General features: G+C 65.4%; 16 protein-coding genes, 2 tRNA genes and 3 pseudogenes. 16 read left to right on the top strand and 5 right to left on the bottom strand.

Features of this window, described 5'->3' with window-relative positions; all coding sequences use genetic code 11:
* Positions 1-300 precede the first annotated feature (300 nt).
* From FPP74_RS02315 to ilvC, 3 genes are all read left to right on the top strand, one after another.
* A complete protein-coding gene (locus tag FPP74_RS02315) occupies positions 301-2,190 on the top strand; it encodes an acetolactate synthase large subunit (protein ID WP_144717037.1) in 1,890 nt (629 codons plus the stop codon).
* Positions 2,191-2,709 carry an acetolactate synthase small subunit gene (gene ilvN / locus FPP74_RS02310; protein ID WP_095536910.1) on the top strand — a complete coding sequence of 173 codons (519 nt, stop codon included), beginning with the start codon at positions 2,191-2,193 and terminating at the stop codon, positions 2,707-2,709. It abuts the gene before it with no gap.
* A gap of 116 nt (positions 2,710-2,825) precedes the next feature.
* A complete protein-coding gene (ilvC, locus tag FPP74_RS02305; RefSeq protein WP_144717036.1) occupies positions 2,826-3,839 on the top strand; it encodes a ketol-acid reductoisomerase in 1,014 nt (337 codons plus the stop codon).
* Positions 3,840-3,931: 92 nt separating this feature from the next.
* Here the strand turns inward: ilvC and FPP74_RS02300 are convergent, their stop codons facing one another.
* The gene (locus FPP74_RS02300) at positions 3,932-4,558 is read right to left on the bottom strand and encodes a hypothetical protein (RefSeq protein WP_144717035.1); all 627 of its coding nucleotides are present in this window, start codon (positions 4,556-4,558) and stop codon (positions 3,932-3,934) included.
* Between the two features lie 303 nt (positions 4,559-4,861).
* Between FPP74_RS02300 and FPP74_RS02295 the strand changes: the two genes are divergently transcribed.
* The 9 genes from FPP74_RS02295 (at position 4,862) to FPP74_RS02255 (ending at position 16,111) form a co-directional block, all read left to right on the top strand.
* Positions 4,862-5,758: a cation diffusion facilitator family transporter gene (locus FPP74_RS02295; protein WP_095276120.1), complete on the top strand. Its 897-nt coding sequence runs from the start codon at positions 4,862-4,864 to the stop codon at positions 5,756-5,758.
* Positions 5,759-5,778: 20 nt separating this feature from the next.
* Positions 5,779-7,596 (top strand): DUF262 domain-containing protein, encoded by a 1,818-nt coding sequence (locus FPP74_RS02290; protein ID WP_144717034.1) that lies wholly within the window; start codon positions 5,779-5,781, stop codon positions 7,594-7,596.
* Complete coding sequence (locus tag FPP74_RS02285) at positions 7,574-8,437, top strand: hypothetical protein (RefSeq protein ID WP_144717033.1); 864 nt, start codon at positions 7,574-7,576, stop codon at positions 8,435-8,437. The genes FPP74_RS02290 and FPP74_RS02285 overlap by 23 nt, the downstream gene beginning before the upstream one ends.
* A gap of 87 nt (positions 8,438-8,524) precedes the next feature.
* Positions 8,525-10,108, top strand: coding sequence for a phosphoglycerate dehydrogenase (serA, locus tag FPP74_RS02280; protein ID WP_122085632.1), 1,584 nt, complete (start codon positions 8,525-8,527; stop codon positions 10,106-10,108).
* Positions 10,109-10,221: 113 nt separating this feature from the next.
* Positions 10,222-11,238, top strand: a complete 1,017-nt coding sequence (locus FPP74_RS02275; protein WP_144717032.1) for a 3-isopropylmalate dehydrogenase — start codon at positions 10,222-10,224, stop codon at positions 11,236-11,238.
* A 41-nt stretch (positions 11,239-11,279) separates the two neighbouring features.
* Entirely contained in the window at positions 11,280-12,797 is a 1,518-nt protein-coding gene (locus FPP74_RS02270) for a cell wall-binding repeat-containing protein (RefSeq protein WP_239216840.1), read from the top strand.
* A gap of 41 nt (positions 12,798-12,838) precedes the next feature.
* Positions 12,839-14,710, top strand: a complete 1,872-nt coding sequence (locus tag FPP74_RS02265) for a DUF294 nucleotidyltransferase-like domain-containing protein (protein WP_144717031.1) — start codon at positions 12,839-12,841, stop codon at positions 14,708-14,710.
* Position 14,711: 1 nt separating this feature from the next.
* On the top strand, positions 14,712-15,281 hold the full coding sequence (locus tag FPP74_RS02260; RefSeq protein WP_144717030.1) for an exonuclease domain-containing protein: 570 nt from the start codon (positions 14,712-14,714) through the stop codon (positions 15,279-15,281).
* A 38-nt stretch (positions 15,282-15,319) separates the two neighbouring features.
* Positions 15,320-16,111 (top strand): fumarylacetoacetate hydrolase family protein, encoded by a 792-nt coding sequence (locus FPP74_RS02255; protein WP_144717029.1) that lies wholly within the window; start codon positions 15,320-15,322, stop codon positions 16,109-16,111.
* Positions 16,112-16,123: 12 nt separating this feature from the next.
* Here the strand turns inward: FPP74_RS02255 and FPP74_RS02250 are convergent, their stop codons facing one another.
* Positions 16,124-17,257 (bottom strand): isochorismate synthase MenF, encoded by a 1,134-nt coding sequence (locus FPP74_RS02250; RefSeq protein ID WP_095536900.1) that lies wholly within the window; start codon positions 17,255-17,257, stop codon positions 16,124-16,126.
* A 138-nt stretch (positions 17,258-17,395) separates the two neighbouring features.
* Here FPP74_RS02250 and gltX point away from each other — a divergent pair, with 138 nt between their 5' ends.
* The 3 genes from gltX to FPP74_RS02235 all read left to right on the top strand — a co-directional run bounded on the left by gltX (position 17,396) and on the right by FPP74_RS02235 (position 19,326).
* On the top strand, positions 17,396-18,886 hold the full coding sequence (gene gltX / locus FPP74_RS02245; protein WP_144717028.1) for a glutamate--tRNA ligase: 1,491 nt from the start codon (positions 17,396-17,398) through the stop codon (positions 18,884-18,886).
* A gap of 260 nt (positions 18,887-19,146) precedes the next feature.
* A tRNA-Gln gene (locus FPP74_RS02240) sits at positions 19,147-19,218 on the top strand.
* 35 nt (positions 19,219-19,253) lie between these two features.
* Positions 19,254-19,326: transfer RNA gene (locus FPP74_RS02235), tRNA-Glu, on the top strand.
* A gap of 176 nt (positions 19,327-19,502) precedes the next feature.
* On the opposite strand, the pseudogene FPP74_RS02230 reads toward FPP74_RS02235, so the two are convergent.
* Positions 19,503-20,393 (bottom strand): annotated as a pseudogene (locus FPP74_RS02230) (IS481-like element IS5564 family transposase); the annotation flags it as partial.
* 39 nt (positions 20,394-20,432) lie between these two features.
* Positions 20,433-23,318 (bottom strand): Tn3 family transposase, encoded by a 2,886-nt coding sequence (locus tag FPP74_RS02225; protein ID WP_011116984.1) that lies wholly within the window; start codon positions 23,316-23,318, stop codon positions 20,433-20,435.
* A gap of 125 nt (positions 23,319-23,443) precedes the next feature.
* Between FPP74_RS02225 and FPP74_RS02220 the strand changes: the two are divergent.
* A pseudogene (locus FPP74_RS02220) lies at positions 23,444-23,779 on the top strand (recombinase family protein); the annotation flags it as partial.
* 17 nt (positions 23,780-23,796) lie between these two features.
* Here FPP74_RS02220 and FPP74_RS02215 read toward each other — a convergent pair.
* Positions 23,797-23,871, bottom strand: a pseudogene (locus FPP74_RS02215) (IS6 family transposase); the annotation flags it as partial.

The raw sequence follows: 23,871 nt of genomic DNA, 5'->3' as shown, positions 1-23,871 counted from the left end.
TAGTCTGGGTCAGGGGTCCTGAACGGTGCCGTCGGTCACACTCGCGCTGCTTCCCAAAAAGTGAGACGTGAATTTTAATCAGTGAAATCGGCACGCCGGTGCGCCGGGCTGTGTAATGTAGCGCACATGATCACACAGCGACTAGTAGTACGAATTCCCTCGCGGCGCTTGCCGTAGCGGGTTCGTTTTCGTACGCCGCTGACACAAGCGCCCTCGACAGCACTCAGGAGAAGTGCTCGCCGGGGGCTTTTGTTTTGATCACCCTCACAATCGACACATTGACCCAAGGAGTTTGGAAACGTGGCAGCTTCATCGAATGCCCCGGACAGCAACTCGCAACCGGCGCCGAGCGTCGAGCCGGAGCGAATCACAGGCGCGGACGCGGTCGTGCGAAGTCTTGAGGAGTTGGGCACCCGGTTCGTCTTCGGGTTGCCGGGGGGAGCGGTCCTTCCGCTTTACGACGCCCTGTTTCAGGCCGAGAAGCTGCGCCACGTGCTCGTGCGTCACGAGCAGGGTGCCGGCCACGCGGCGGAGGGGTACGCGGTCGCCTCTGGCCAGGTGGGCGTGTGCCTGGCCACCTCGGGTCCGGGCGCGACGAACCTGGTCACCGCGATCGCGGACGCGTACCTGGACTCCGTCCCCTTGATCGCGATTACGGGCCAGGTCGGCTCGCCGCTCATCGGCACCGACGCATTCCAGGAGGCGGACATCCGCGGCATCACGATGCCGATTACCAAGCACAACCTGATGGTCACCCGCGCCGAGGACATCCCGGCGGCGATCGCCGCCGCGCACCACATTGCGTCGACGGGCCGCCCGGGCCCGGTCCTGGTGGACATTCCGAAGGACCTGCAGGCCGCGGAGATCGAGTTCGCGTGGCCGCCGGTAGTGGACCTGCCCGGCTACAAGCCGAACACGAAGCCGCACAACCGGCAGATCGCGCAGGCGGCGAAGCTGATCGCCGCCTCGGAGCGCCCGGTGCTCTACATCGGCGGCGGCGTGGTGAAGTCGGGCGCGCACGAGGAGCTGCTCGCGTTTGCGGAGCGCACCGGCATCCCGGTGGTGACCACGCTCATGGCGCTGGGCGCGTTCCCGCAGTCGCACCCGCTGTACATGGGCATGCCGGGCATGCATGGATCCGTCCCCGCGGTCGGCGCCCTGCAGGAGGCGGACTTGCTCATTGCCATCGGCACGCGTTTCGACGACCGCGTCACCGGCGACACCAGCACCTTCGCCCCCTACGCCAAGGTCATCCACGCCGACATCGACCCGGCCGAGGTGGGCAAGATCTGCGAGGCGAACGTGCCGATCGTCGGCGACGCGAAGAAGGTCCTGTCCCAGCTGTTCGATGCGTTTAGGGACGAGAAGAGGAACGCTGCGCCGTCGATAAGCAATTGGCTCGCGCGCCTCAACGACTTGAAGGGGCGCTTCCCGCGGGGCTACGACCCGCAGTCCGGCGGAAAGCTCTCGCCGCAGTTTGTGATTGAAACGCTGTCGAAGACGGTCGGCCCGGACGCGATCTACGTCTCGGGCGTGGGGCAGCACCAAATGTGGTCGGCACAGTTTGTTGATTTTGAACAGCCGCGGCACTGGATCAACTCCGGCGGCCTCGGCACGATGGGCTTCGCGGTGCCCGCGGCGCTCGGCGCGAAGGTCGCCTGCCCGGATAAAGAGGTGTGGGCGATCGACGGCGATGGCTGCTTCCAAATGACTAACCAGGAGCTGACCACCGCCGCGATGGAGGGCTTCCCGTTCAAGGTGGCGCTGATTAATAACGGCAATCTTGGCATGGTCCGCCAGTGGCAGACGCTGTTTTACGACGGCCACTACTCCCACACCAAGCTCGGAGGGGAGGAAGTCTACGTCCCTGACTTTGTGCAGCTGTCGCAGGCGCTCGGCGCGGAGGCGATCCGTGTGACCAAGGAAGAAGATGTCGTGCCGGCGATTCAGAAGGCGCGCGAGATCAACGACCGGCCCGTCGTCGTCGAGTTCATCGTGGGGGAGGACGCGCAGGTGTGGCCGATGATCGCGGCCGGCGCGTCGAATTCCGATATGCAGTACGCCCTGGGCATGCGCCCGTTCTTCGACATGGAGGAGTCCGCAGGGGAGACCCCGGAGGCGATCAACGAGGCCATCGAGGCTGTAGAAGCAACAGAGGCTGCCGCTACCACCACCCAGGAGGGAAAGTAGATGTCTGACCAAACCATTTCTCGCAACACGCTGTCGGTGCTGGTGCTGGACGTCGACGGCATCATCACCCGCGTCACCGCGCTGTTTACCCGTCGCGGCTACAACCTGGTCTCGCTCGTGTCGGCGAAGACGGAGACCGAGGGCATTAACCGCCTGACCATCGTTGTCGACGCGTCCGAGTACGCCATCGAGCAGATCACGAAGCAGCTGCACAAGCTGGTTCAAGTGCTCAAGGTCGCGCGCCTGGAAGACGACTCGATGATCGCGCGCCAGCTCATGCTGGTCAAGGTGGCCACGACGAACCAGAACCGCCCGCAGGTGGTGGACGCGGCGAACATCTTCCGCGCCCACATCGTCGACGTGTCGCCGGAGTCCGTGGTCATCGAGGCCACCGGCTCCTCCCAGAAACTCAAGGCGTTCCTCGAGCTGATGGAGACCTTCGGCATCAAGGAGCTCGTCCGCTCGGGCAACGTCGCGCTGAGCCGCGGCCCGAAGACGATGGCGCCGACGAAGGGGTAGGCGGTGGCGTCGAGAAGCAATCGCTTGCCGACGCCACATAATCCCCACACAACCCAAATCTGTGCCATAATATGAAATGGCCGTCCCATATAATAGGAAAGGTGAGTGTTTCACTCATGGCAATTGACGTTCTGTACGACAACGACGCGGACCTGTCCATCATCCAGGGTAAGAAGGTCGCCATCATCGGCTACGGCTCCCAGGGCCACGCCCACGCGCAGAACCTGCGCGAGTCCGGCGTTGAGGTGGTCGTCGGCCTGCGCGAGGGCTCCAAGTCCGCCGCGAAGGCCCAGGAGGCCGGCTTTGAGGTCAAGTCCAACGCAGATGCCGCGGCGTGGGCCGACGTGATCATGCTGCTGGCCCCGGATACCTCGCAGGCAGAAATCTTTAGCAAGGACATCGAGCCGAACCTGAAGGACGGCGACGCGCTGTTCTTCGGCCACGGTCTGAACATCCACTTCAAGCTGATCGATCCGGCCGACACCATCACTGTTGCGATGGTCGCGCCGAAGGGTCCGGGCCACCTGGTCCGCCGCACCTACGTCGATGGCAAGGGCGTGCCCTGCCTGATCGCGGTCGAGCAGGACCCGACCGGCAACGGCAAGGAGCTGGCGCTGTCCTACGCCGCCGCGATCGGCGGCGCACGGGCGGGCGTCATCCCGACCACGTTCGAGGCGGAGACCGTCACCGACCTGTTCGGTGAGCAGGCAGTCCTGTGCGGCGGCCTGGAAGACCTGATCATGAAGGGCTTCGAGGTGCTGACCGAGGCCGGCTACGAACCGGAGATGGCCTACTTCGAGTGCCTGCACGAGATGAAGCTGATCGTGGACCTCATCTACGAGGGCGGTATCGCCAACATGAACTACTCCGTCTCTGACACCGCAGAGTTCGGCGGCTACCTGTCCGGCCCGCGCGTGATCGACGAGGGCGCGAAGGATCGCATGCGCGACATCCTGAAGGACATCCAGTCCGGCGAATTTACCAAGCGTCTGGTGGCCAACGTCGAGGGCGGCAACAAGGAGCTCGAGGGCCTGCGCGCGAAGGTTGCAGAGCACCCGATTGAGAAGACCGGTGCGCAGCTGCGCGACATGATGACCTGGGTGAAGAACCCGCTGAACGAGACCGCGTAGACGCACGCGCGACAACATCCGCACGAAAACACCGCCCCAGCATCCTGGTCAGTCCAGGAGCTGGGGCGGTGTTGTGTTGCGCTGTGGCGAAACTAGTTGGTGGCGCCGGAGACAGCGTCGCCAGCCTTGTCGGCCGCGTTGCCTGCAGCGTCCTTCGCGTCGCCCGCGAGGTCGCCAGCCTTGTCGGTTGCGTCGCCTGCAAGGTCGCCAGCCTTGTCGGCCGCGTTGCCAGCGCCGTCCTTCGCGTCACCCGCGAGGTCGCCGGCGGTGTCGGTTGCGTCGCCTGCGGCATTGCCAGCCTTGTCGGTGGCGTCAGCCGCTGCGTCGCCGGCACCCGCGGTAGCGTCCTCGCTCGGGTCAGCGGTGACGGTCTCGCTGGTGGTCTCCGTAGCAACGGTGGAGGTCTCGGTGACGGCAGCGCCGTCCGAGTCGTCGCTGCCGCCGCTGAAGAGGCTGATCAGCAGCCAGACCAGCAGGGCTGCGACGATCAGGCCGAGCAGCCACTTCCACCAGCCGCCACCGCCGTTGCCGGCGTCGGCTGCAGTGGTGCCGGAGGTTGCCTTCGTGGTGCCCTCAGCCTTGGACACGGTGGTGGAGCCGGTGCCGCGAACGCCGTCGACAGCGTCGCCAGCCTTGCCTTTTGCGGAGGTGAAGGTCTCGCCGACCTTGTCCTTTGCGTCGTGTGCGTGGTCGCCGATGTGCTTCGCGGCCTTCTCCACGCGGTTCGGATCCTTCGGGTTCGGGTTTGCGGAAGTGATAGTCGTATCCTTTCGTATGTGGCCCCATGCGAGCGGATGAACATTGCGTAAATTGGCTCACTGCTCGAGACCTTTGTGCTATTGCGCCTATCAACGGTAGCAAAAGTTGTTGAGGCATCGCCCAAATAGTCAGCAATTTGTACGGTTGTGTGGGGTGGAGAGGGCGTAGCGTCGATAATGAGCCCTGCTCACCGGGTGGTTTTTGAAACCGGGAGCCGTTTTCATTTAATTGTCATTAACTGTGTGGCAGCTTAGGGTTGAGCTATGGCACACGACCACAACCACGATCACGCCCCGTCGAGCGATACTCCGCTGCGCGCGCTCCTCGTTGCGCTCGCCGTCACCGCCACGGTCTTCGTTGCGGAGCTGGTTGGGGGATGGCTCGCCGGGTCCATGGCGCTCATGGCGGACGCGATGCACATGCTTTCCGACGCCGCCGGGCTCATCATCGCCGTTCTCGCGGTGCTCGTGGGGCGGAAGCGGGCCTCGCGCCACGCAACGTACGGCTACCGGCGCGTGGAGGTGCTCGCGGCGCTGGTCAACGCGGTGCTCGTGCTCGCGATCTCTGTGTGGATTGTCGTTGAGGCGATCCGTCGCCTCCGCGAACCCGCCGACGTGCACGGCGGGACCATGCTTCTCATCGCCGTCATCGGTTTTGCGGCCAACGGCATCTCGGCGTGGGTGCTGCACGGTCATCGCGGCGACTCGATCAACGTCCGCGGCGCGTTCCTTCACGTGCTGGTGGACTTGCTGGGATCGGCCGCGGTTATTGTCGCGGGCATCGTGGTCATGGCAACCGGTGTGGCCGTGGCGGACGCCGTGGCCTCGCTCATCATCGCCGCGCTCGTGCTGCCGCGGGCGTGGCAGCTGATGCGCCAATCTGCTGGCGTGCTCCTCGAACAGGTCCCGGAGGGTTTCCGCACCGCCGAGGTGGAGGAGGCGCTGCGAGCGACCGCGGGGGTTGCAGACATCCATGACCTTCACCTTTGGAGCCTCGACGGCGTGAACGTGTTGGCTACGGTGCACGTGGTCGGCGCGGCGGGTACGGATAGTGGGCCGCTCCTAGATGCAGTACAGCACGCCCTGCGCGAGCTGGGCATCGAGCACTCCACGATCCAGATCGAGCGCCCGGAGCACGAATCGCACGAGCAGGTTTGCTGATTCCGTTCTAAGGTTGGGGCATGGGTTTTACAACGCCAAGCTATTCCTTGAAGGACTTGTTCGCCCGTGCTGAACGTGGCGAATTGCAGTTGCCCGACTTCCAGCGTGAATACATCTGGGATGTTGACAGGATTCGCACCCTGGTCACCTCAGTGCTTCGCGGTTACCCCATCGGTTCTTTCCTTGCCCTGGACACCCGAAACGCGCCCATGCGTTTCCGCCCGCGCCCGCTCGACGGTCTGACGACGGGGGATCGGGAGCCGGGGCTTTTGCTTCTCGACGGCCAACAGCGCCTCACCTCGCTCTTCTACGCCCTCAAGGGCGCCGGCGAGATCCCGACGGTGGACTACCTGGGCCGGCGCATCCGTCGCCGCTTCTTCGTCGACGTGCGCGCCGCGGTGGCCGCCGACCCGATGCCGGTCGAAGCGGTCTTTGCCGTCGACCCGGACGGTCAGGTGCGCTCCCACTTCGGCCCGCAGATCGACGGGGGCATCCACTCCCGCGAGGACATGTTGGCGCACGGCGTCGTGCCCGTTTCAATGCTGCTGTGGAAGGAAGGCAACGACCTCCTCATTGATATGGCCGCCGACACGGACGACCCGGAGATGCGCGCCGCGGTGAAGACCTTCCAGAACGAGGTCCTGCGCTGGCTGCCGGCGTACGACGTGCCTGTGATCCGGATTGACCGTGAAACCTCGCAGATCGGCGTCGGCCAGATCTTCGCGCACGCCAACTCTGCCGGCGTGCAGATGGATGTCTTCGAGCTGCTCACCGCCGTATTCGCCACCGAAGACCCCAACTTCCGCCTGGCCGACCACTTCGCGCACATCGAACGCACGCTGCGCCTGTACCCGGCGCTGGACGGAATCGGGCGCATCGAGTTCCTGCGTGGGCTGTCGCTCCTGATCACCAGCAGGAAGGGCAACGCGGTGGGGCACCGCGGCGACATCCTCAATATCTCGCTGCACGACTACCTGACGCACTGCGACGAGCTGGCCGATGCCTTCGTTGCCGCTGCCGAGTTCCTCGCGGAGCGGTGCATCCTGGCCATCGACCAGGTCCCGTACTCCTCGCAGATCATTCCGCTGGCCGTGATCCTCGCGCGGCTGGCCGAGCAGCCCGGACTGCTGGACGAGAAGGAGCCGCGCGACCGACTCAACCGTTGGTACTGGTCCGGCGTGTTCGGCGAGCTCTACGGCGCGCACGCGCCGACGATTCGCGCCGGCCTCGACGTCACCGAGGTCACCCCCTGGGTCCGCGGGGACACCGACGAGGTGCCGCGCACCGTGGGCGACGCGCAGTTCCACGAGTCCCGCCTGCAGTCCGCGACGGCGGAGAGCGGCGTGTACCGCGGGCTGTACTCCCTGCTGATGGCCCGCGGAGCGCTCGACTGGCGCACCGGGAAGCCGCTCAACCGCGACACCATCGCCGAGCTGCAGCCGCGCTTCCACACCGTCTTCCCGCGCGAGTTCTGCCTGCAGGCCGGCGCGACCGAGGAGCTGGCTGACTCCGTGCTCAACCGCACCCCGATGGGGCGGCGCACCGACGTGGTGATGGAGAACAACGAGCCGAAGCGTTACCTGCCGCGCCTGCAGTCGAAGTCCCTGATGGACGACGCAGAGTTCGACGCAATGCTGGAGGGCCACGAGATCCGCCCGGCCGACCTGTTGAACTCGGACTGGAACAGCTTTATCCAGGACCGCCGCGATCGCTTCGTGGGCATCATCGAGTACGCGCTGGACAAGCCGGTCGTCCGCGACCTGGACGGAGCCCTCGGGGCCCTCGGCACGCGCACCGATAACGCAGATGGGGAGAATGGCAGCGAAGCAGAAAGCTAGCCGGGGCCTCGCCGTGGCGATGTGCTGCGTGGCGCTCGCCGTCGGCGGGTGCGCGGGCGAGGACACAAGTACCCCGTTGGACCAGGCCCGGGCCGCGAATCAGTCGCGGCACGTCTCCACTGCGTTTGATGATCACCCGGTAGTGCTCGATGACACGAACGGGCTTGTCAGCTCCGAGTACTTCTTCAACACGTCCGAGACGTTGGTGGTGTCGGATTCCAGCGTGGAGGCGCAGTTGCGGGCGGCGTCGATTGCCGCGTACGCGCACGCGCCGATGCTGGTCTACGACGAGGACCACCACGGGCAGATCACGCAGGAAGTGAAGCGTCTAAAAACGTTTACGCTGCTCACGGTGGGCGATGTGGCGATCGCGCCGGCGTCCGGGAGCGTGCGCGTCTACCGCGATCCGGGCGGAATCGACGCGCTGGGCAAGATGACCTCGGTACGGTTCCACGAACGGCCCGTGCACGACCCGGCGGACGCGCAGGAGGTGGTCGCCGACCTGGATACGTCGGTGCCGACGTGGCTGCACGCCAATTGGGCGGAGCCGCAGGTGATGCCGAACGCGGTGGCGAAGCCGTTCCCGGTCCATTCGCGCCGCGATGCGGATATGGCGCCGCAGGTGGTGGCCACGCGGGCGTCGTCAATTGCTTCGATTGCAAACGCCCGGGCGTTCGGCGCGCGGGTCACGATGGTGGACAACCCGGACCCCCGCGAATCCGAGGACACGCTGCTGGCGATGGCGGGCCTGGCGGACGCACCGCTCATTGCGCTCGGGACGCAATTCGAGCCGGCGAGCGACATTCCGGAGCGAATTATGCAGGCGGAAGAAAAATATTAGCGCGGATGGCAGACAAGCGTGCCTGCGGACATTAAAGTTACCCCCGTACCTATTCCTTTATTGAAATACCGCAGGAGACGATCCCCAGTGTCCAAACCGGTCGTGCTGATCGCAGACAAGCTGTCCCAATCAACCGTCGAAGCGCTTGGAGACTCCGTGGAGGTGCGCTGGGTCGACGGCCCGAACCGCGACGAGCTGCTCGCAGCGGTTCCCGACGCGAACGCACTGCTCGTGCGCTCCGCCACCACCGTGGACCGCGAGGTGATCCAGGCAGCGCCGAACCTGAAGATCATCGGCCGCGCCGGCGTTGGGCTGGACAACGTGGACATTGACGCCGCGACCGAGCGCGGTGTCATGGTGGCCAACGCGCCGACCTCCAACATCCACTCCGCGTGCGAGCACGCGATCGCGCTGCTGCTGTCCACCGCGCGCCAAATCCCGGCGGCGGACAAGACGCTGCGCGACGGCGAGTGGAAGCGCTCGTCGTTCAAGGGCGTTGAGGTCTTTGGCAAGACCGTCGGCATCGTCGGCTTCGGCCACATCGGCCAGCTTTTTGCGCAGCGCCTCAGCGCGTTCGAGACCACCGTCATCGCCTACGACCCGTACGCGAATCCGGCGCGCGCCGCGCAGCTCGGCGTTGAGCTCGTGGAGCTGGAGGAGCTCATGGGGCGCGCCGACTTCGTCACCATCCACCTGCCGAAGACGAAGGAGACCGCGGGCATGTTCAATGCGGACCTGCTCTCCAAGGCGAAGGAGGGGCAGATCCTCATTAACGCGGCCCGCGGCGGCCTGGTGGATGAGCAGGCGCTTGCCGACGCCATCGTGAACGGCCCCATCCGCGGTGCCGGATTCGACGTGTACGCCACCGAGCCGTGCACCGACTCGCCGCTGTTTGCCCTGGACGAGGTCGTCGTGACTCCGCACCTGGGCGCGTCAACGGTGGAAGCGCAGGACCGCGCGGGCACGGACGTTGCGGACTCGGTACTCAAGGCCTTGGCCGGCGAGTTCGTCGCCGACGCGGTGAACATCACCGGCGGCCGCGTGGGCGAGGAGGTCGCTCGCTGGCTCGAGCTGTCGCGCAAGCTCGGCCTCATCGCCGGCGAGCTGCTGGACGGCGCGCCGACGTCGCTGAAGGTGACCGCGCGCGGCGAGCTGTCCACGGAACAGATTGATTCGCTGGGGCTGTCCGCTGTGCGCGGCCTGTTCTCCGGCATCATTGATGAGCCGGTGACGTTTGTGAACGCGCCGCAGATCGCGCAGTCGCGCGGGCTGGAGTACTCGGTGGAGACGCAGACGGAGGCGCGGGCGCACCGCAGCGCGCTGGAGGTCCAGGTGGTCTCTGCGGCGGGCAACGCCGTTTCGGTCACGGGCGCGCTCACCGGCCTCGAGGGCGTGGAGAAGATCGTGCGCATCAACGGCCGCGGCGTGGACATGCGCGCGCAGGGGCGCAACCTGTTCTTCCAGTACACGGACGCGCCCGGTGCGCTGGGCACGGTGGGCAGCAAACTGGGGAACAAGGGCATCAATATCGAGGCCGCCGCGCTCACGCAGGCGTCCAAGGGCGATGGCGCAATCCTGATTCTGCGCGTCGAGGCCGAGGTGCCGGAGGCCCTGGTCAACGAGATTGCACAGGAGCTCGGCGCCTCCGCGCTGCAGATCGACCTGGACTAGGTCGTTCCGGGCTGGACTCGGTCCTGAATCCTTTTCCGCGCAGCGCCGATTTTTCGCCGGCGGAGCTGTTACGCTATCCCGTAGTCCAATATGTGGGAAAGGAATCTCAGAAAATGAAACTAGCTGTGATTGCTGGCGACGGCATCGGGACCGAAGTCATGGCGGAGGGCCTCAAGGTGCTCCGCGCTGTCCGCAACGACGTGGAGACCACCGAGTACGACCTTGGCGCGCGCCGCTACCTCCGCAACGGCGAGCTGCTCACGGACGCGGACCTGGACAGCCTGAAGTCGCACGACGCGATCCTTCTCGGGGCGGTTGGCGACCCAGCCAACGTCCCCGCGGGCGTGCTGGAGCGCGGTCTGTTGCTGCCGCTGCGGTTCAAGCTTGACCACTACGTCAATCTGCGCCCGTCGCGGTTGTTCCCGACGTCGACGAGCCCGCTGGCCAACCCCGGCGACGTGGACTTCGTCGTCGTGCGCGAGGGCACCGAGGGGCTCTACGCCGGCAACGGTGGCACGCTGCGCCAGGGCACCGACCACGAGGTGGCCTCCGAGGTGAGCCAGAACACCTACTTCGGCGTGGAGCGCGTGGTGCGCTACGCCTTCGAGCTGGCCATGACGCGGCGTAAGAAGCTCACCCTGGTGCACAAGACGAATGTGCTGGTGAACGCGGGCGGGTTGTGGCAGCGTGTCGTCGATACGCTTGCTTCGGAGTTTCCCGAGGTCGACGTGGACTACAACCACATCGACGCCGCCACGATCTACATGGTGGATGATCCGTCGCGCTACGACGTGATCGTGACGGACAACCTGTTCGGCGACATCCTGACGGACCTTGCGGGCGCCATCACGGGCGGCGTGGGGCAGGCGTGTTCCGGCAACATCAACGCCGCGGGCGAGTTCCCCTCCATGTTCGAGCCGGTGCACGGGTCGGCGCCGGACATCGCGGGGCAGGGGATAGCGGACCCGACCGCGATGATTCTTTCCGTGGCGATGATGCTGCGCTTCCTCGGCGATGAGGAGAACGCCGCGCGGATTGAGCGCGCGGTTGAGGATGAGGTGGCTGCTCGCGACGGCGGCGCGGTGCGCACCGAGGAGGTCGGAACCCGGATCGCGGCAGCACTGCAGTAATCTGTCAGCCAGCTTTAGACAGATGAAAGGTGCACTCCCGTATGAGCGTTCCCGCGATGTCCGCCAGCACGAACCGAGCCCGTAGGAAGGTCATTGGGGCGGTGGGGCTGGCCGTAGTGCTGGCCTCCAGCCTCGCCCTGACCGCGTGCGGTGAGGGCGGCATCGGCGCGGCATCCTCGCCGCAGCCCGACAAGCTGGAGACGCATGGTGCCGAGGCGATTGACGACGCCGACGGCTCCGGCGTCGAAGTGTCGCGCCGGCTTTTTGACGCCGCCGACACCGCCGTGGTGTCCGGCCCGAAGCGTGAGGACCAGCTGAAGGCGGCGGCGCTCGCCGTGGACAAGGGGGCGCCGATGCTCGTGCGCTACCCGGCGACGGGCGACGCGGTGAGCGCGGAGCTGGAGCGGCTCGGCGCCGACGAGGTCATCGAGGTCGGTGCGGGCGCGCAGGACACCGCCGACGACGCCACCGAGCCCGTGCAGAGCGACGCGCCGGAACAGGACGTCGCCGCGATCGCCGCGCTCGATGCGCCGAACAAGGGCGAGCGCGAGCTCCCGCCGATGCTCGCCACCGCCGAGACCTCGCGCGCGGCGGCCGCGACGGCACGCGCCGCAGGCGCTGACGTGCAGGTGGTGGCGTACCCGGATCCGCGTGTGACGTCGGAAAGCATGCGCACCGTCTCCGACCAGGACACGCTCGCGCTTGGCCTGCAGTGGGGCGGCACCGATGCGTTTGCGCGCCGCGTGGAGCTGGCGGGCAACGGCGAGCTGCCGGGCGGCGGCGGCCTGGTGTTCCCGGGGCGCAGGATGATCGCGCTCTATGGACACTCGTTCGCGCCCGAGCTGGGAGTGATGGGCGAGCAGCCGCCGCAAGAGGCTGCCGCGATGGCCAAAGACTACGCCAGCAAGTACCAGCCGTTGGCCGGGGAACCGGTAATTCCGGCGTTTGAGATCATCGTGACCGTTGCGTCCAACTCGCCGGGCGAGGACGGCGACTACTCCAACGAGGCGCCCGTAGAATCGGTCGTGCCGTACATCGATGCGATCACGGAGGCGGGCGGCTACGCCGTGCTGGACCTGCAACCGGGCCAGGGCGACTTCCTCCACCAGGTGCAGATGTACGAGGAGCTGCTGAAGCGACCGAACGTCGGCCTTGCACTCGACGCGGAGTGGAAGCTCACCCCGGGCGAGGCGCCGCTGTCCCGCGTGGGCTCCGCCACCGCCGAGGAGATCAACGTCGTTGCCGATTGGCTCGCGGACCTCACGCGCGACAACAACTTGCCACAGAAGGCGTTTGTGCTGCACCAATTCCAGGTGCAGATGTTCCCCGACCGGCAGAACATCCGCACCGACCGCGACGAGCTCGCGTACGTGCTGCACGCCGACGGGCACGGCGACCCGGGGCAGAAGTTTGATACCTGGAACGTGCTACGGGAGGGCCTGAACCCGCGCTTCTTCATGGCGTGGAAGAACTTCCTGGACGAGGACACCCCGACCTTCAGCCCGGAGCAGACGTTCAACGACGTCCAGCCCCGCCCGTGGTTTGTGAGCTACCAGTAAAGCCGCTGATATTGCGCGCTGCCCCACGCTAGTGTTGGGGCATGAGCGTCGAACTTGAAGAAGTCGCGGGCTTCCTCGGCCAGCACGAGCCGTTCTCGCACCTGCCGGAGGAAGTGCTCGCCGGCCTGCCTGCGCAAATGACAGTGACGTACGTCCGTAGGGGCGAGACGATCGTGGCGCCCGGGCAGATTAACGACGCACTCCACATCATCCGCTCCGGCGCGGTGGACATCGTCTCCGGGGACGGCGTGCTGCTGGACCGCCGCGATGCCGGCAAGAATTTTGGCTACTCCACGCTGCTCGGCGCGCGGGAATCGCAGTACGGCATGGTCGCGGTGGAAGACAGTTTGCTCCTGCTGCTGCCGCGCGCGTCGTTTAGCGAGCTCCTTGCCAGCTACCCGGACCTGGGGCGATTCTTTCAGTCCGCCTCGCGCCGTGTGCGCGCTGCTGCGGAAGAGGTCCGGAGGTCGAGCTCCGCGGAGGTGCTGCGCACCGAGCTGGGCCAGCTGCTCCGCGACCGCAAGCTTGCCACCGTCCACCCCGGCACCTCGATTGCGGAGGCCGCTGCCGAGATGGATCGGCAGGGCGTGACGTGTCTGATCGTCGCCGATGCAACGGGGCCGAAGCGGCCCGGCATCCTGACGGACCGCGACTTGCGCTCCCGCGTCGTGGCGCGCTGCGCGGACCCCCGCCGGCCGGTGCGCGAGGTGATGACTGCGCCGGTGCGTACCATCGGCGCGGACGCCCTCGTGTTCGAGGCGATGTTGCTCATGGGCGAACTCGGCGTGCACCACCTGCCGGTCACCGGCACGGGCGGGATCGTCGGCGTGGTGACCTCCAGCGACATTATGCGCCTGCTCCAGGCGGACCCGATCTACCTCGCCGCCGACGTGGAGCGCAGTAGCCGCTCCGGCCTTGACGGCGCTTTTCGCCGCGCCGCCGAGGTGTCGGCGCGATTCTTCGAGCGCGGGGCCACCGCCGCCGAGTCGCAGCGTCTGCTCACCTCGATCACTGACGCCATCGCGCGGCGTCTGTGCGTCCTGGCCATCGAGGAGCTCGGCCCGCCGCCGGTCCCGTTCGCGTTCGTCGCCGTGGGCTCGCAGGCGCGCGGCGAGATGGGGCCGGCCTCGGACCAGGACAACGCGTTGGTGTTGGGCAACGCGTACGACCCGGAGGCGCACGGCGAGTACTTCGCCGCCCTCGGGAGGTTTGTTTGCCAGGGGCTCAGCGAGGCGGGGCAGGCGCTGTGCCCGGGCGAGATGATGGTGTCCAACGCGGCGTGGCGGATGACGCAGGCACAGTGGGAGCGCACCTTCCACCGCTGGGTGACCGCGCCCGACCCCGACGCCTTGCTGCACGCGCAGGTCTTCTTCGACTTCCGCACCGTGTTCGCCTCGGACGACGCGGCGCGGAGGGTGGCCCGGGAGGTGCGCGAGTCCGCACTTGCGTCCGCGCACGGCTCGCGGCGGCTCCACACCCATTTGGCGGCGTTGGCCACGTTCCGCGAGCCGCCGATCGGGTTCTTCCGGGGGCTCGTCGTCGAGCGCGGTGGCGAGTACGCCTCCACCCTGGACGTGAAGCGCGGCGGGACCGCGGCGGTCGTCCAGATGGCGCGCCTGTACGCCATCGTCGCGGGGGTTGGGGAGGTGGCGACGAGGGAGCGCGTGCGGGCGTCGATAGGCACTGCCCTCTCCGAGAAGGGGGCGCGCGAGCTTCTCGACGCCTCCGACTACCTCTCCGACCTGGTCCTTCGCCACCAGGCGCGGCAGCTGCGCGCGGGCGAGCGCCCCGACTACCACATCGACCCGCGCGAGCTCACCGAGCGTGACCGCGCCGCGCTGCGCGACAGTTTCCGCGTGATCAAGTCGCTGCAAAATGTGCTGGCCAGCAAGTACCCGGTCCAGGCGGTGTGACATGCTTGGGTTCACGCGAGCATCACGCAGGACGCTTGTCGACGCCGCGCTCCTGGCCGTCGACGTCGAGACCACCGGCCTGCGCCCCGGGCGCGACCAACTGGTGGCCGTCGGCTGGGTGCCGCTGGACGGGCGGGTGATCGACCTCTCGCGAGCCGAATACCACGTGCTCGCTGGCGCGCAGGTGGGCGATTCCGCCACGGTGCACGGCGTCACCGACGACGACGTCGCACGCCTGGGCGAGGACCCGGCCGAGGTGTGGGCGGCGTTCGCGCGCGCGATCGATGGACGAAAGCTGCTGGCGCACTTCTCCCAGATGGAGACCGGGTTTCTGGGGCGCCTGGGCGAGCAGGTCACCGGCACAAAGTGGGTCCTGCACGACAGCGAAGTGGTGGATACGATGGCGCTGGAGCGGCGTCACATGGAGCGGATGGGCACGTACCCGCGCGGGGAGGATTTGCGGCTGGCGCGGGTGCGGCAGCGGTACAATCTGCCGCGGTACTCAAGCCACAGCGCGCTGACGGACGCGCTGGCGTGTGCGGAACTTTACCTTGCCCTGTCTGGTGAGTGATGTATCACTGCACTATGTAATTCGGTATGCTCGTCGGCATGCGTTTTGGACGAATTGCAACACCCGAAGGGATGACCTTCGCGGTCATCGATGACGAGGGGAAGGTGGCCAAGGCAATCGCCGGCACCCCCTACACGGACCCCGAGTACACGGGCAAGGAATACAAGCTGGAAGACGTGCGCCTGCTCGCGCCGACGCTGCCGAGCAAGATCGTGGCGGTCGGCCGCAACTACGCGGACCACGTTGCCGAGGTGTTTAAGGAATCTGCCGAGCACCTGCCGCCCACCATCTTTATCAAGCCGCCGACAGCCGTGGTGGGCCCCGGTGCGCCGATCCGCATCCCGGACTTTGCCACCGGCGTGGAGTTTGAGGGTGAGCTGGCCGTCGTCATCGGTGTGCCGTGCAAGAACGTCAAGGCGAAGGACTGGAAGTCAGTGGTACGCGGCGTGACCATCATCAATGACGTCTCCTCGCGCGACCTCCAGTTCGCGGACGGACAGTGGGCCCGCGCCAAGGGCATCGACACCTTCGCGCCGCTTGGCCCCTGGATTGAGACGGACCTGGATAAGTTCGACTTCACGAACCTGCCCATCAAGGCCCACCTCACGCACGACGGCACCACGGAGACGAAGCAGGATTCCAACTCGAAGCAGATGATCATGAGCATCGGTGAGATGATCGAGTGGGTCACCCAGTCGTTCACGCTGCTGCCGGGCGACGTCATGGCCACCGGCTCCCCGGCGGGCACCGCGGAGATGGTGCCGGGGGACTTCATCGAGGTTGAGATCCCCGGGATCGGCTCGCTGGGCAACCCGGTCGCGAAGGCGTAGCGGCAGGCGGGCCTAGAGCCCGAGCGCGCGCATGATGGTGCGCAGCTTTGCGCTCGTCTCGTCCAGCTCCGCCTGCGGGTCGGAGTCGATGACGAGCCCGCCGCCGGCCCAGGTGCGGGCGGTGGCGCCAGCGGCGTCGACCTCGGCGCAGCGGATGGCCACCATGTACTCACCGTCGCCGTTCGCGTCGGTGTAGCCGACGGCACCGCCGTAGAAACCGCGGTCGGTCTCCGCGGTGGTGATCAGCGCCTCCGCCGCGTCGGAGGGGGTCCCACACACGGCCGGAGTGGGGTAGAGGCGCAGCGCCAAGTCCAGCGCGCTTGGCGCTGGGTCCTTGAGTTCGCCGCGGATCGGGGTGGCAAGGTGCCACATCTCGCTGGTCTTCTCCAACTCCGGGCGGTCGGGGATGTCCAGGCGCGAGCACAGCGGTGCGAGTACGCGGCGGATGTGTTCAACCACGTAGGCGTGCTCACCCAGGTCCTTCGCCGAGTTGTACAGGGCTGCGGCCGCCGCCTCGTCGGCGTCGCGGTCGTGCGGGATGCGCGCGGCAGAGCCGGCCAGCGGGCGCGAGGACACCTCCGAACCGCGCCGCTTCACCAGCACCTCGGGGGAGGAACCGACAAAGAAGTGGCCGGTGCGGCCGGAGGGGGTGAGGTCCGCAATGAAGCCGTCGCGGGTGTACGACAGGTCAATCAGGCGCGCGGCGACGAGCCGGGGATCAACCGGCGGGTCGAAGGCAATATCGACGGCGCGCGCCAAGACCACCTTGTTCAGTTTGGAGGATTCGATCGTGCCGATCGCGGCCTCGATGCGGCGCAGGTGCTCCTGCGGCGAGGGGTCGAAGCTGGTCACCGACGCGCTGAGCTGGGCGCCCGGGCCCACTCGGTAGTAGGGGTGGGGCTCGAGCGTGCCGGACTCGCGCACAATCTTTTCCGGGGCGGTGAGCGCGGCGGGGCAGTCCTGGTCGAACGGCAGGGCGCCGACGAGCATGTCCACGTCGCCCGCTTCGAGCGCGTCGATTGCGTCCCACGCGTCGGAGAACCGGCGCGCGGCTCCTTGGGTGCGTACAGAGCCGCCCGGGCGTGAGAGCAGGAAGTCGGGTGCGCTCGCGGGGCGGAGGGAATCGGACGCGGGGGTATGCGGCATAAGGGAAGACTTTAGCAACCGCAATGTGTGCGGCAACTCTTGGGGATTTGGCGCTCGTGGTCGGGGGCGTGGGGAGGGGCGTCGAGAAGCAATTGCCTGCTAATTGACGCTGTTTGCGTCCGCGCTACTATTTACCCCATGACTGATTCTGCAATGCGCGTACGTTTCTGCCCATCGCCAACCGGCACCCCGCACGTCGGTATGGTGCGCACCGCCTTGTTCAACTGGGCGCAGGCGCGGCACAGCGGCGGTACGTTTGTCTTCCGCATCGAGGACACCGACGCCGCCCGCGACTCCGAGGAGTCCTACCAGGCCATTATCGAGTCGCTCGAGTGGCTCGGCCTGAACTGGGACGAGGGCATCAACGTCGGCGGCCCGCACGAGCCATACCGCCAGTCGCAGCGCATGGACATTTACAAAGATGTGCTGGACAAGCTCATCGAGGCCGGAGAGGTCTACCCCGCGTACTCCACCAACGAGGAGGTGCAGGAGCGGCACAAGGCCGCCGGCCGCGACCCGCAGCTGGGGTACGACAACTTTGACCGCGACCTGACCCAGGAGCAGATCGACACGTTCGAGGCCGAGGGCCGCAAGCCCGTGTGGCGCCTGCGCATGCCGGATCAGGACTGGACCTGGAACGACCTGGTCCGCGGCGAAGTCACGTTCAAGTCGAACACACAGCCCGACTTTGTGGTCGCCCGCTCCAACGGCGCCCCGCTGTACACGCTGGTCAACCCGGTCGACGACGCGCTGATGGGCATCACCCATGTGCTGCGCGGCGAGGACCTGCTGTCCTCCACCCCGCGACAGATCGCGCTTTACGCGGCACTGCAGCGCATCGGCGTCGCGGAGTTCACGCCCGAGTTCGGCCACCTGCCGTTCGTGATGGGGCAGGGCAACAAGAAGCTGTCCAAGCGCGACCCGGAGTCCAACCTGTTCAACCACCGCGACGCCGGCATCATCCCCGAGGGCATGATCAACTACCTCGCGCTGCTCGGCTGGTCGCTGTCCGCGGACCAGGACATCTTCTCCGTCGACGAGATGGTCAAGGCCTTCGACGTGCACGACGTGCTGGGCAACCCCGCGCGCTTTGACCAGAAGAAGCTCGAGGCCATCAACGCCGACCACATCCGCCAGCTGGACCCGGAGGACTTCCGCGATCGCCTGCGCGCCTACCTCACGGAGTACACCGATTTCCCGGCCGACTACCCGGCCGACAAGTTCGCGCTGGCCGCGGAGCTCGTGCAGACGCGCATCAAGATGCTTGGCGACGCCTACGGGCTCCTCAAGTTCCTTGTCACCCCGGACGCCGAGCTGCAACTGAACGAGAAGGCCGCGAAGAAGAACCTCAAGGAGGACGCGGTCCAGGCGCTCGACGAGGGCATCGCCGCCCTCGAGGCGATCGACGAGTCCGCGTGGGCCACCGACGCCATCGACGAGGCGCTCAACGAGGCCCTGATCCAGAAGCTGGAGCTCAAGCCCCGCAAGGCCTTCGGCGCCCTGCGCGTGGGCATCTCCGGCGAGCAGGTCTCCCCGCCGCTGTTCGAGTCCATGGAGCTGCTGGGCAAGGAGTCCACGCTGACCCGCCTGCGCGCCGCGCGCGAGGTCACACCGTTCACCGCCGCATAGGCGCCCATCGCTTCACGACGCCCGCGTGCCAGGCCCACCGCCTGTCACGCGGGTTTCGTTGTTGTGCAGAGTTGAGCGCAGGACGGGAGAGGGCCCGCAAAAGCACACTTACAACGGCGTGATTTAAGACGACGAAAATGCGCATTGACCAGGCGATTTGGTATGTATAGCGCGTTCTGGTTATAGTAATCATCGTTGTTCAGAGCGAACACGGAAAACAACTTCACAGAGAGTTTACTCCGGTAAGCACTGAAAAACGATGGCCTATGGTGTAATTGGCAACACAGCGGTTTCTGGTACCGCCATTCTTGGTTCGAGTCCAGGTAGGCCAGCAACAGAACTTCACATTGTTGTTCTGTGTCCTTAAGCCCCGTTCGTCTAGTGGCCTAGGACGTCGCCCTCTCACGGCGGTAACACGGGTTCAAATCCCGTACGGGGTACAAGATACTGAGGCGGTCAGCGAGTTTGCTGGCCGCCTCAGTTTTTTGCGTTTGGGGCGGGGGAGTGGCGTCGAGAAGCATTAGTGGGTTAAGGGTCAAAAAGTGTGTCCGGAATCGCGGATTTTCACGGATTGACCTGTAGGTTTCCGGAAAGTATATGCTCCGGAAGCATATATCTAGCTGTGATGTCCAGGGACGTTGTTGAGTCGGTCGAAGGGTACGCCGCCAATCGCAGAGTGGTGTCGGTGGTGGTTGTAGAAGTGGAGCCAGCCGGGCAGCGCCAGGCGTCGTTCGGCCTCTGAACCGTAAAACCTGGCATAGGCCCAGCCGTCCCCGAGCGTGCGGTGGAATCGCTCGATCTTCCCGTTCGTCTGCGGCCGGTAGGGGCGTGTCCGCTTGTGTCGGATGCCGAGCCGAGCGCAGAAGTCCCTCCATGCGTGGGATCTGTATGCCGACCCGTTGTCGGATAGGACTCGCTCGACGGTCACGCCTCGTTCGGCGAACCAGGCCACGGCGCGTTCGAGAACTCCCACCGCTGTGCTCGCCTGCTCATCCGACCAGATTTCTGCGTATGCGACGCGGGAGTGGTCATCGATGACTGTGTGAACGAACGCCGTCCCGGTGCGCGGCTTGTGATCTTTTCCTCGTGGTAATCCCGGAGTCGCGAGCTTGTTCCGTGCGCCTTGCTGCCGACCTACGTAACGATGTCCACCGCCGTCGGGGATGTTGCCGAACTTCGTGACATCGACATGAATCAACGATCCCGGATGAGGATGCTCATATCGCCGCAATGGCTCGCCAGTGACACGATCGATATGCGAGAGGCGGTTCACGCGGCAACGGACGAGGACCGCGTGAACAGTCGACGTCGAGAGACCAAGTCGCGCAGCGATCTGGGCTGGCCCCAGTCGAAGCCGCCAGCGCAGGTTGATGATCTTCTTCTTGACATGCTCGGGCGTCCTGCCTGGGATCCGGTGCGGCTTGCTGGAGCGATCCTGCATCCCAAACTCACCCTCTTCCCGGTAGCGGCCTGCCCATTTCCGGGCAGTGATCGGGGAGACCATGAACATCTTGGGGTCGTTTGCGGGAGGGGGCGGAATCCTACGCTAAGGCTTTGGCCAGCGATATTCTCCGGTGAGATTGATGTGTTCCCATCCGAGCGGCGAAACATGGGCCAAGAGATCGGGCGATAGCAGCTTTCCATCGCGTTTCTGGTTTGCAACGACCTCGCCGAGCTTCATGGTGTTCCAGAAGATGATGATGGCGGCGAGCAGATTCATGCCGGCGATGCGGTAATGCTGGCCTTCGGCGGAACGGTCGCGGATTTCACCGCGGCGGTGGAAGCTGATTGCCCGCTTCAGCGCATGATGAGCTTCGCCTTTGTTGAGCCCGATCTGGGCACGCCGTTGGAGTTCGGCATCCAGAATCCAGTCGATCATGAACAGGGTGCGCTCGACGCGACCGACTTCCCGCAGGGCTGTCGCGAGCTCGTTCTGCCGCGGATAGGAGGCGAGTTTCCGCAGAATCTGGCTTGGCGCGACGGTCCCGGCAGCAATGGTGGCGGCGATGCGCAGGATGTCGGGCCAATTGCGCTCGATCATGGCTTGGTTGACCTTTCCGCCGATCAACGCTCGCAGGTGCGCCGGGGCGGCCGACGGATTGAACGCGTAGAGCCGTTTGGATGGCAGGTCGCGGATGCGCGGAGCGAACCGGTAGCCGAGAATGGCACATGCGGCAAAGACGTGATCGGTGAAGCCGCCCGTGTCGGTGAACTGCTCGCGGATATGGCGTCCAGCATCGTTCATCAGCAGGCCATCGAGGATGTAAGGCGCTTCGCTTGCCGTTGCAGGAATCACCTGGGTTGCGAACGGCGCATATTGGTCGGAGACGTGGCTATAGGCTTTCAGGCCCGGGGTATTGCCATATTTCGCGTTGACCAGGTTCATGGCCTCACCTTGCTCTGTAGCGACGAAGAACTGTCCGTCGCTCGAAGCCGACGTGCCCATGCCCCAGAACCGGGCCATGGGTAACGCTGCCTGTGCCTCGACCACCATGGCCAGCGCCCGGTCATAGGCTTCGCCCTCGACATGCCACCGTCCAATGCGGATCAATTCCCAGAAGGTGTGGGTGTTTGTCGCATCCGCCATTTTGCGCAAGCCGAGGTTGATCCCTTCCGCCAAGATAACGTTCATTAGCCCGATCCGGTCAGCGCAGGGTGCTCCTGTGCGCAGATGGGTGAACGCTTCGGTGAAGCCGGTCGCCGCATCCACCTCCAGCAGGAGATCGGTGATGCGCGTGGGCGGGATCTGCTTGTAGAGATCGAGCACCAGATCTTCGGCGCCTGTCGGCGCGGCGGCTTCGAGTTTCTCGATATGCAGAACGCCGTTTTCAATCGACCCGCCCGGGATCGTGCCTGCGCGAGCGGCACGGCCAAGCTCGCGCAACCGCATGTCGAGGCGAGCTTGCCGGTCTGCCAGCCATTCCTCCGGCCGCAATGGCACAGCGAGACGACCGCCTTCCGCGATGGCTTGTGCCGGAACGAGTGCGTGTTTCAGATCGCCATAGCGCCGGGACCTAGTAAGCCAGACATCTCCGGAGCGGAACGCATCGCGCAGATGGAACAGCACCGCGATCTCCCATAGGCGAGCGTCGCCAGCCCTCTGGGCCCGAAGGTGGCGATGCCATTTCGAGCTGGGCCGCAAGAAGCTGGTCATCGCGGCATCGTTCAAACCGGTACGAAGGGCCGTCACCGCTTCCAGAAGCGGCAGTGCAACGGGCGCAGCTCGCAGATCGAGCAGGCGCAACATGCGTGGAGCGTATCGGCGGAAGCGGTGATAACCGTCGAGCACATGATTGAGCGGATCGTCGGCCATGGTGGCGGTCAGCCTGGTTGCCATTGCAACAAGGGTTTTTAAGCCGTCCCACCCTGACCCACTCGCGATGACATCGCCCAGCGGCTGGCCATCATCCTGTGCATCGACCAGGGCGCCCCCGATCTCGGCGAAGGATTTCAGGGTGTCACGCACCACCCCCGCTTCGTCTGCGACCTTTGCATGGCAAATACGCTCCGAAGCACGGTAGAGACGGCCGACGATCCGGTCGTGGGTTTCGACCACTGCGTCGGCCAACATCGCCTGCCATTCCGAGACGCAAACAGCCAAGATCGCAAGCCGCCTGTCCTCCGGGAGATCGCGCATGCCGTCGGCATAATACCGTTCACCCTGCCTGCGCAGACGAGTCACCCGATGGGCAGGAACGCCGGCAAGCAGATCCTCGGGGAGATCGACGCGTTGCAGATATTCGAGCCGGTCGAGCAGCCGGTTGGCCGACGAAGAGTTCGAGCCAGGCTCGAACTGGCGCAGCCACACAAAACGGGTCACCCGATCATCAGCCGTCTCCTCGAGCAATGCCAGCAACTGTTCTCGGATCGACATAGGCAGCCGACTGGCGATCCTCGTCTCGATGCGTCGCTCGGCATCGACGAGAGCCGCGGCACAAAGCCGCTCGATCGTGGATGTCGCGGGAAGGACAGTGCGGGTGCGTCGGCACTCGGCTACGAAGCGACGGGCGATATCCTCGTTCGACACCGCCATCTCGGCTTCTCGGAACAACCATTCCTTCAGCTCGCTCGCACCACGTCCGGAGAAGGTGCGGAAGCCGTAGAGCCCCCGTAACTCGGCAAGATGCTCGTGCCGTGTTTCCTCGCGGGCAGCATAGTCTACGAGATCGTCGGCACCCAGGCCAAGCTGCGCTCCGATAAATTCGATGACCTCTGCAGGGATCAGTTCGCCTGGAGCCAGCACCCGGCCGGGATAGCGCAGGACACACAATTGCAGGGCGAAGCCGAACCTGTTGTGAGCGCGCCGACGCAGCCTGATATGCCCAAAGTCTTCATCACTCAGCGTATAGTGCTTGAGCAAATCCGTCTGTGAAGTCGGCAAGCGCAACAGCGCGTCTTTCTGCCGATCGGTTAGAGTGACGCGACGCGGCATACATGTTCCTTTTTCAAAATCTGATAGCGTTCAAGACGCTTTGTTTATGAAGCTGGTTGAGATACATTTCCAGAGGTCAATGCAATCGTGGCCGAAGCGCCGCCTCAAACCAACGTTTGTGATACATGCTGATCGGATATGCCCGCGTCTCCAAAGCCGATGGCTCGCAGTCTCTCGACCTGCAGCACGACGCCTTGCGCGCCGCAGGTGTCGAACGGGACAATATCTATGATGATCTTGCTTCCGGCGGTCGTGATGATCGCCCTGGCTTGACTGCCTGCCTCAAGTCATTGCGTGACGGCGATGTGCTGGTGGTCTGGAAGCTCGATCGCCTCGGACGATCGCTTGCCCATCTGGTCAACACGGTGAAGGAGCTGTCAGACCGCAAGATCGGCCTGCGGGTTCTGACTGGAAAGGGCGCTCAGAGGCACTGTTGCAAAGTTAGCGATGAGGCAGCCTTTTGTCTTATTCAAAGGCCTTACATTTCAAAAACTCTGCTTACCAGGCGCATTTCGCCCAGGGGATCACCATAATAAAATGCTGAGGCCTGGCC

The sequence above is a fragment of the Corynebacterium sp. NML180780 genome, assembly GCF_007786415.1.
In the GTDB taxonomy this organism is placed as follows: domain Bacteria; phylum Actinomycetota; class Actinomycetes; order Mycobacteriales; family Mycobacteriaceae; genus Corynebacterium; species Corynebacterium gottingense.
This window is presented reverse-complemented; position numbering and strand designations above follow the sequence as displayed.

Bases quoted from the DNA above. Each gene is read 5' to 3' on its own strand.
- FPP74_RS02285 (WP_144717033.1), top strand. From the start codon at position 7,574: ATGGCAGCGAAGCAGAAAGCTAGCCGGGGCCTCGCCGTGGCGATGTGC.
- FPP74_RS02270 (WP_239216840.1), top strand. From the start codon at position 11,280: ATGAGCGTTCCCGCGATGTCCGCCAGCACGAACCGAGCCCGTAGGAAG.
- ilvN (WP_095536910.1), top strand. From the start codon at position 2,191: ATGTCTGACCAAACCATTTCTCGCAACACGCTGTCGGTGCTGGTGCTG.
- FPP74_RS02255 (WP_144717029.1), top strand. From the start codon at position 15,320: ATGCGTTTTGGACGAATTGCAACACCCGAAGGGATGACCTTCGCGGTC.
- FPP74_RS02290 (WP_144717034.1), top strand. From the start codon at position 5,779: ATGGGTTTTACAACGCCAAGCTATTCCTTGAAGGACTTGTTCGCCCGT.
- FPP74_RS02295 (WP_095276120.1), top strand. From the start codon at position 4,862: ATGGCACACGACCACAACCACGATCACGCCCCGTCGAGCGATACTCCG.
- FPP74_RS02250 (WP_095536900.1), bottom strand. From the start codon at position 17,257: ATGCCGCATACCCCCGCGTCCGATTCCCTCCGCCCCGCGAGCGCACCC.
- FPP74_RS02265 (WP_144717031.1), top strand. From the start codon at position 12,839: ATGAGCGTCGAACTTGAAGAAGTCGCGGGCTTCCTCGGCCAGCACGAG.
- ilvC (WP_144717036.1), top strand. From the start codon at position 2,826: ATGGCAATTGACGTTCTGTACGACAACGACGCGGACCTGTCCATCATC.
- FPP74_RS02225 (WP_011116984.1), bottom strand. From the start codon at position 23,318: ATGCCGCGTCGCGTCACTCTAACCGATCGGCAGAAAGACGCGCTGTTG.
- FPP74_RS02275 (WP_144717032.1), top strand. From the start codon at position 10,222: ATGAAACTAGCTGTGATTGCTGGCGACGGCATCGGGACCGAAGTCATG.
- gltX (WP_144717028.1), top strand. From the start codon at position 17,396: ATGACTGATTCTGCAATGCGCGTACGTTTCTGCCCATCGCCAACCGGC.
- FPP74_RS02260 (WP_144717030.1), top strand. From the start codon at position 14,712: ATGCTTGGGTTCACGCGAGCATCACGCAGGACGCTTGTCGACGCCGCG.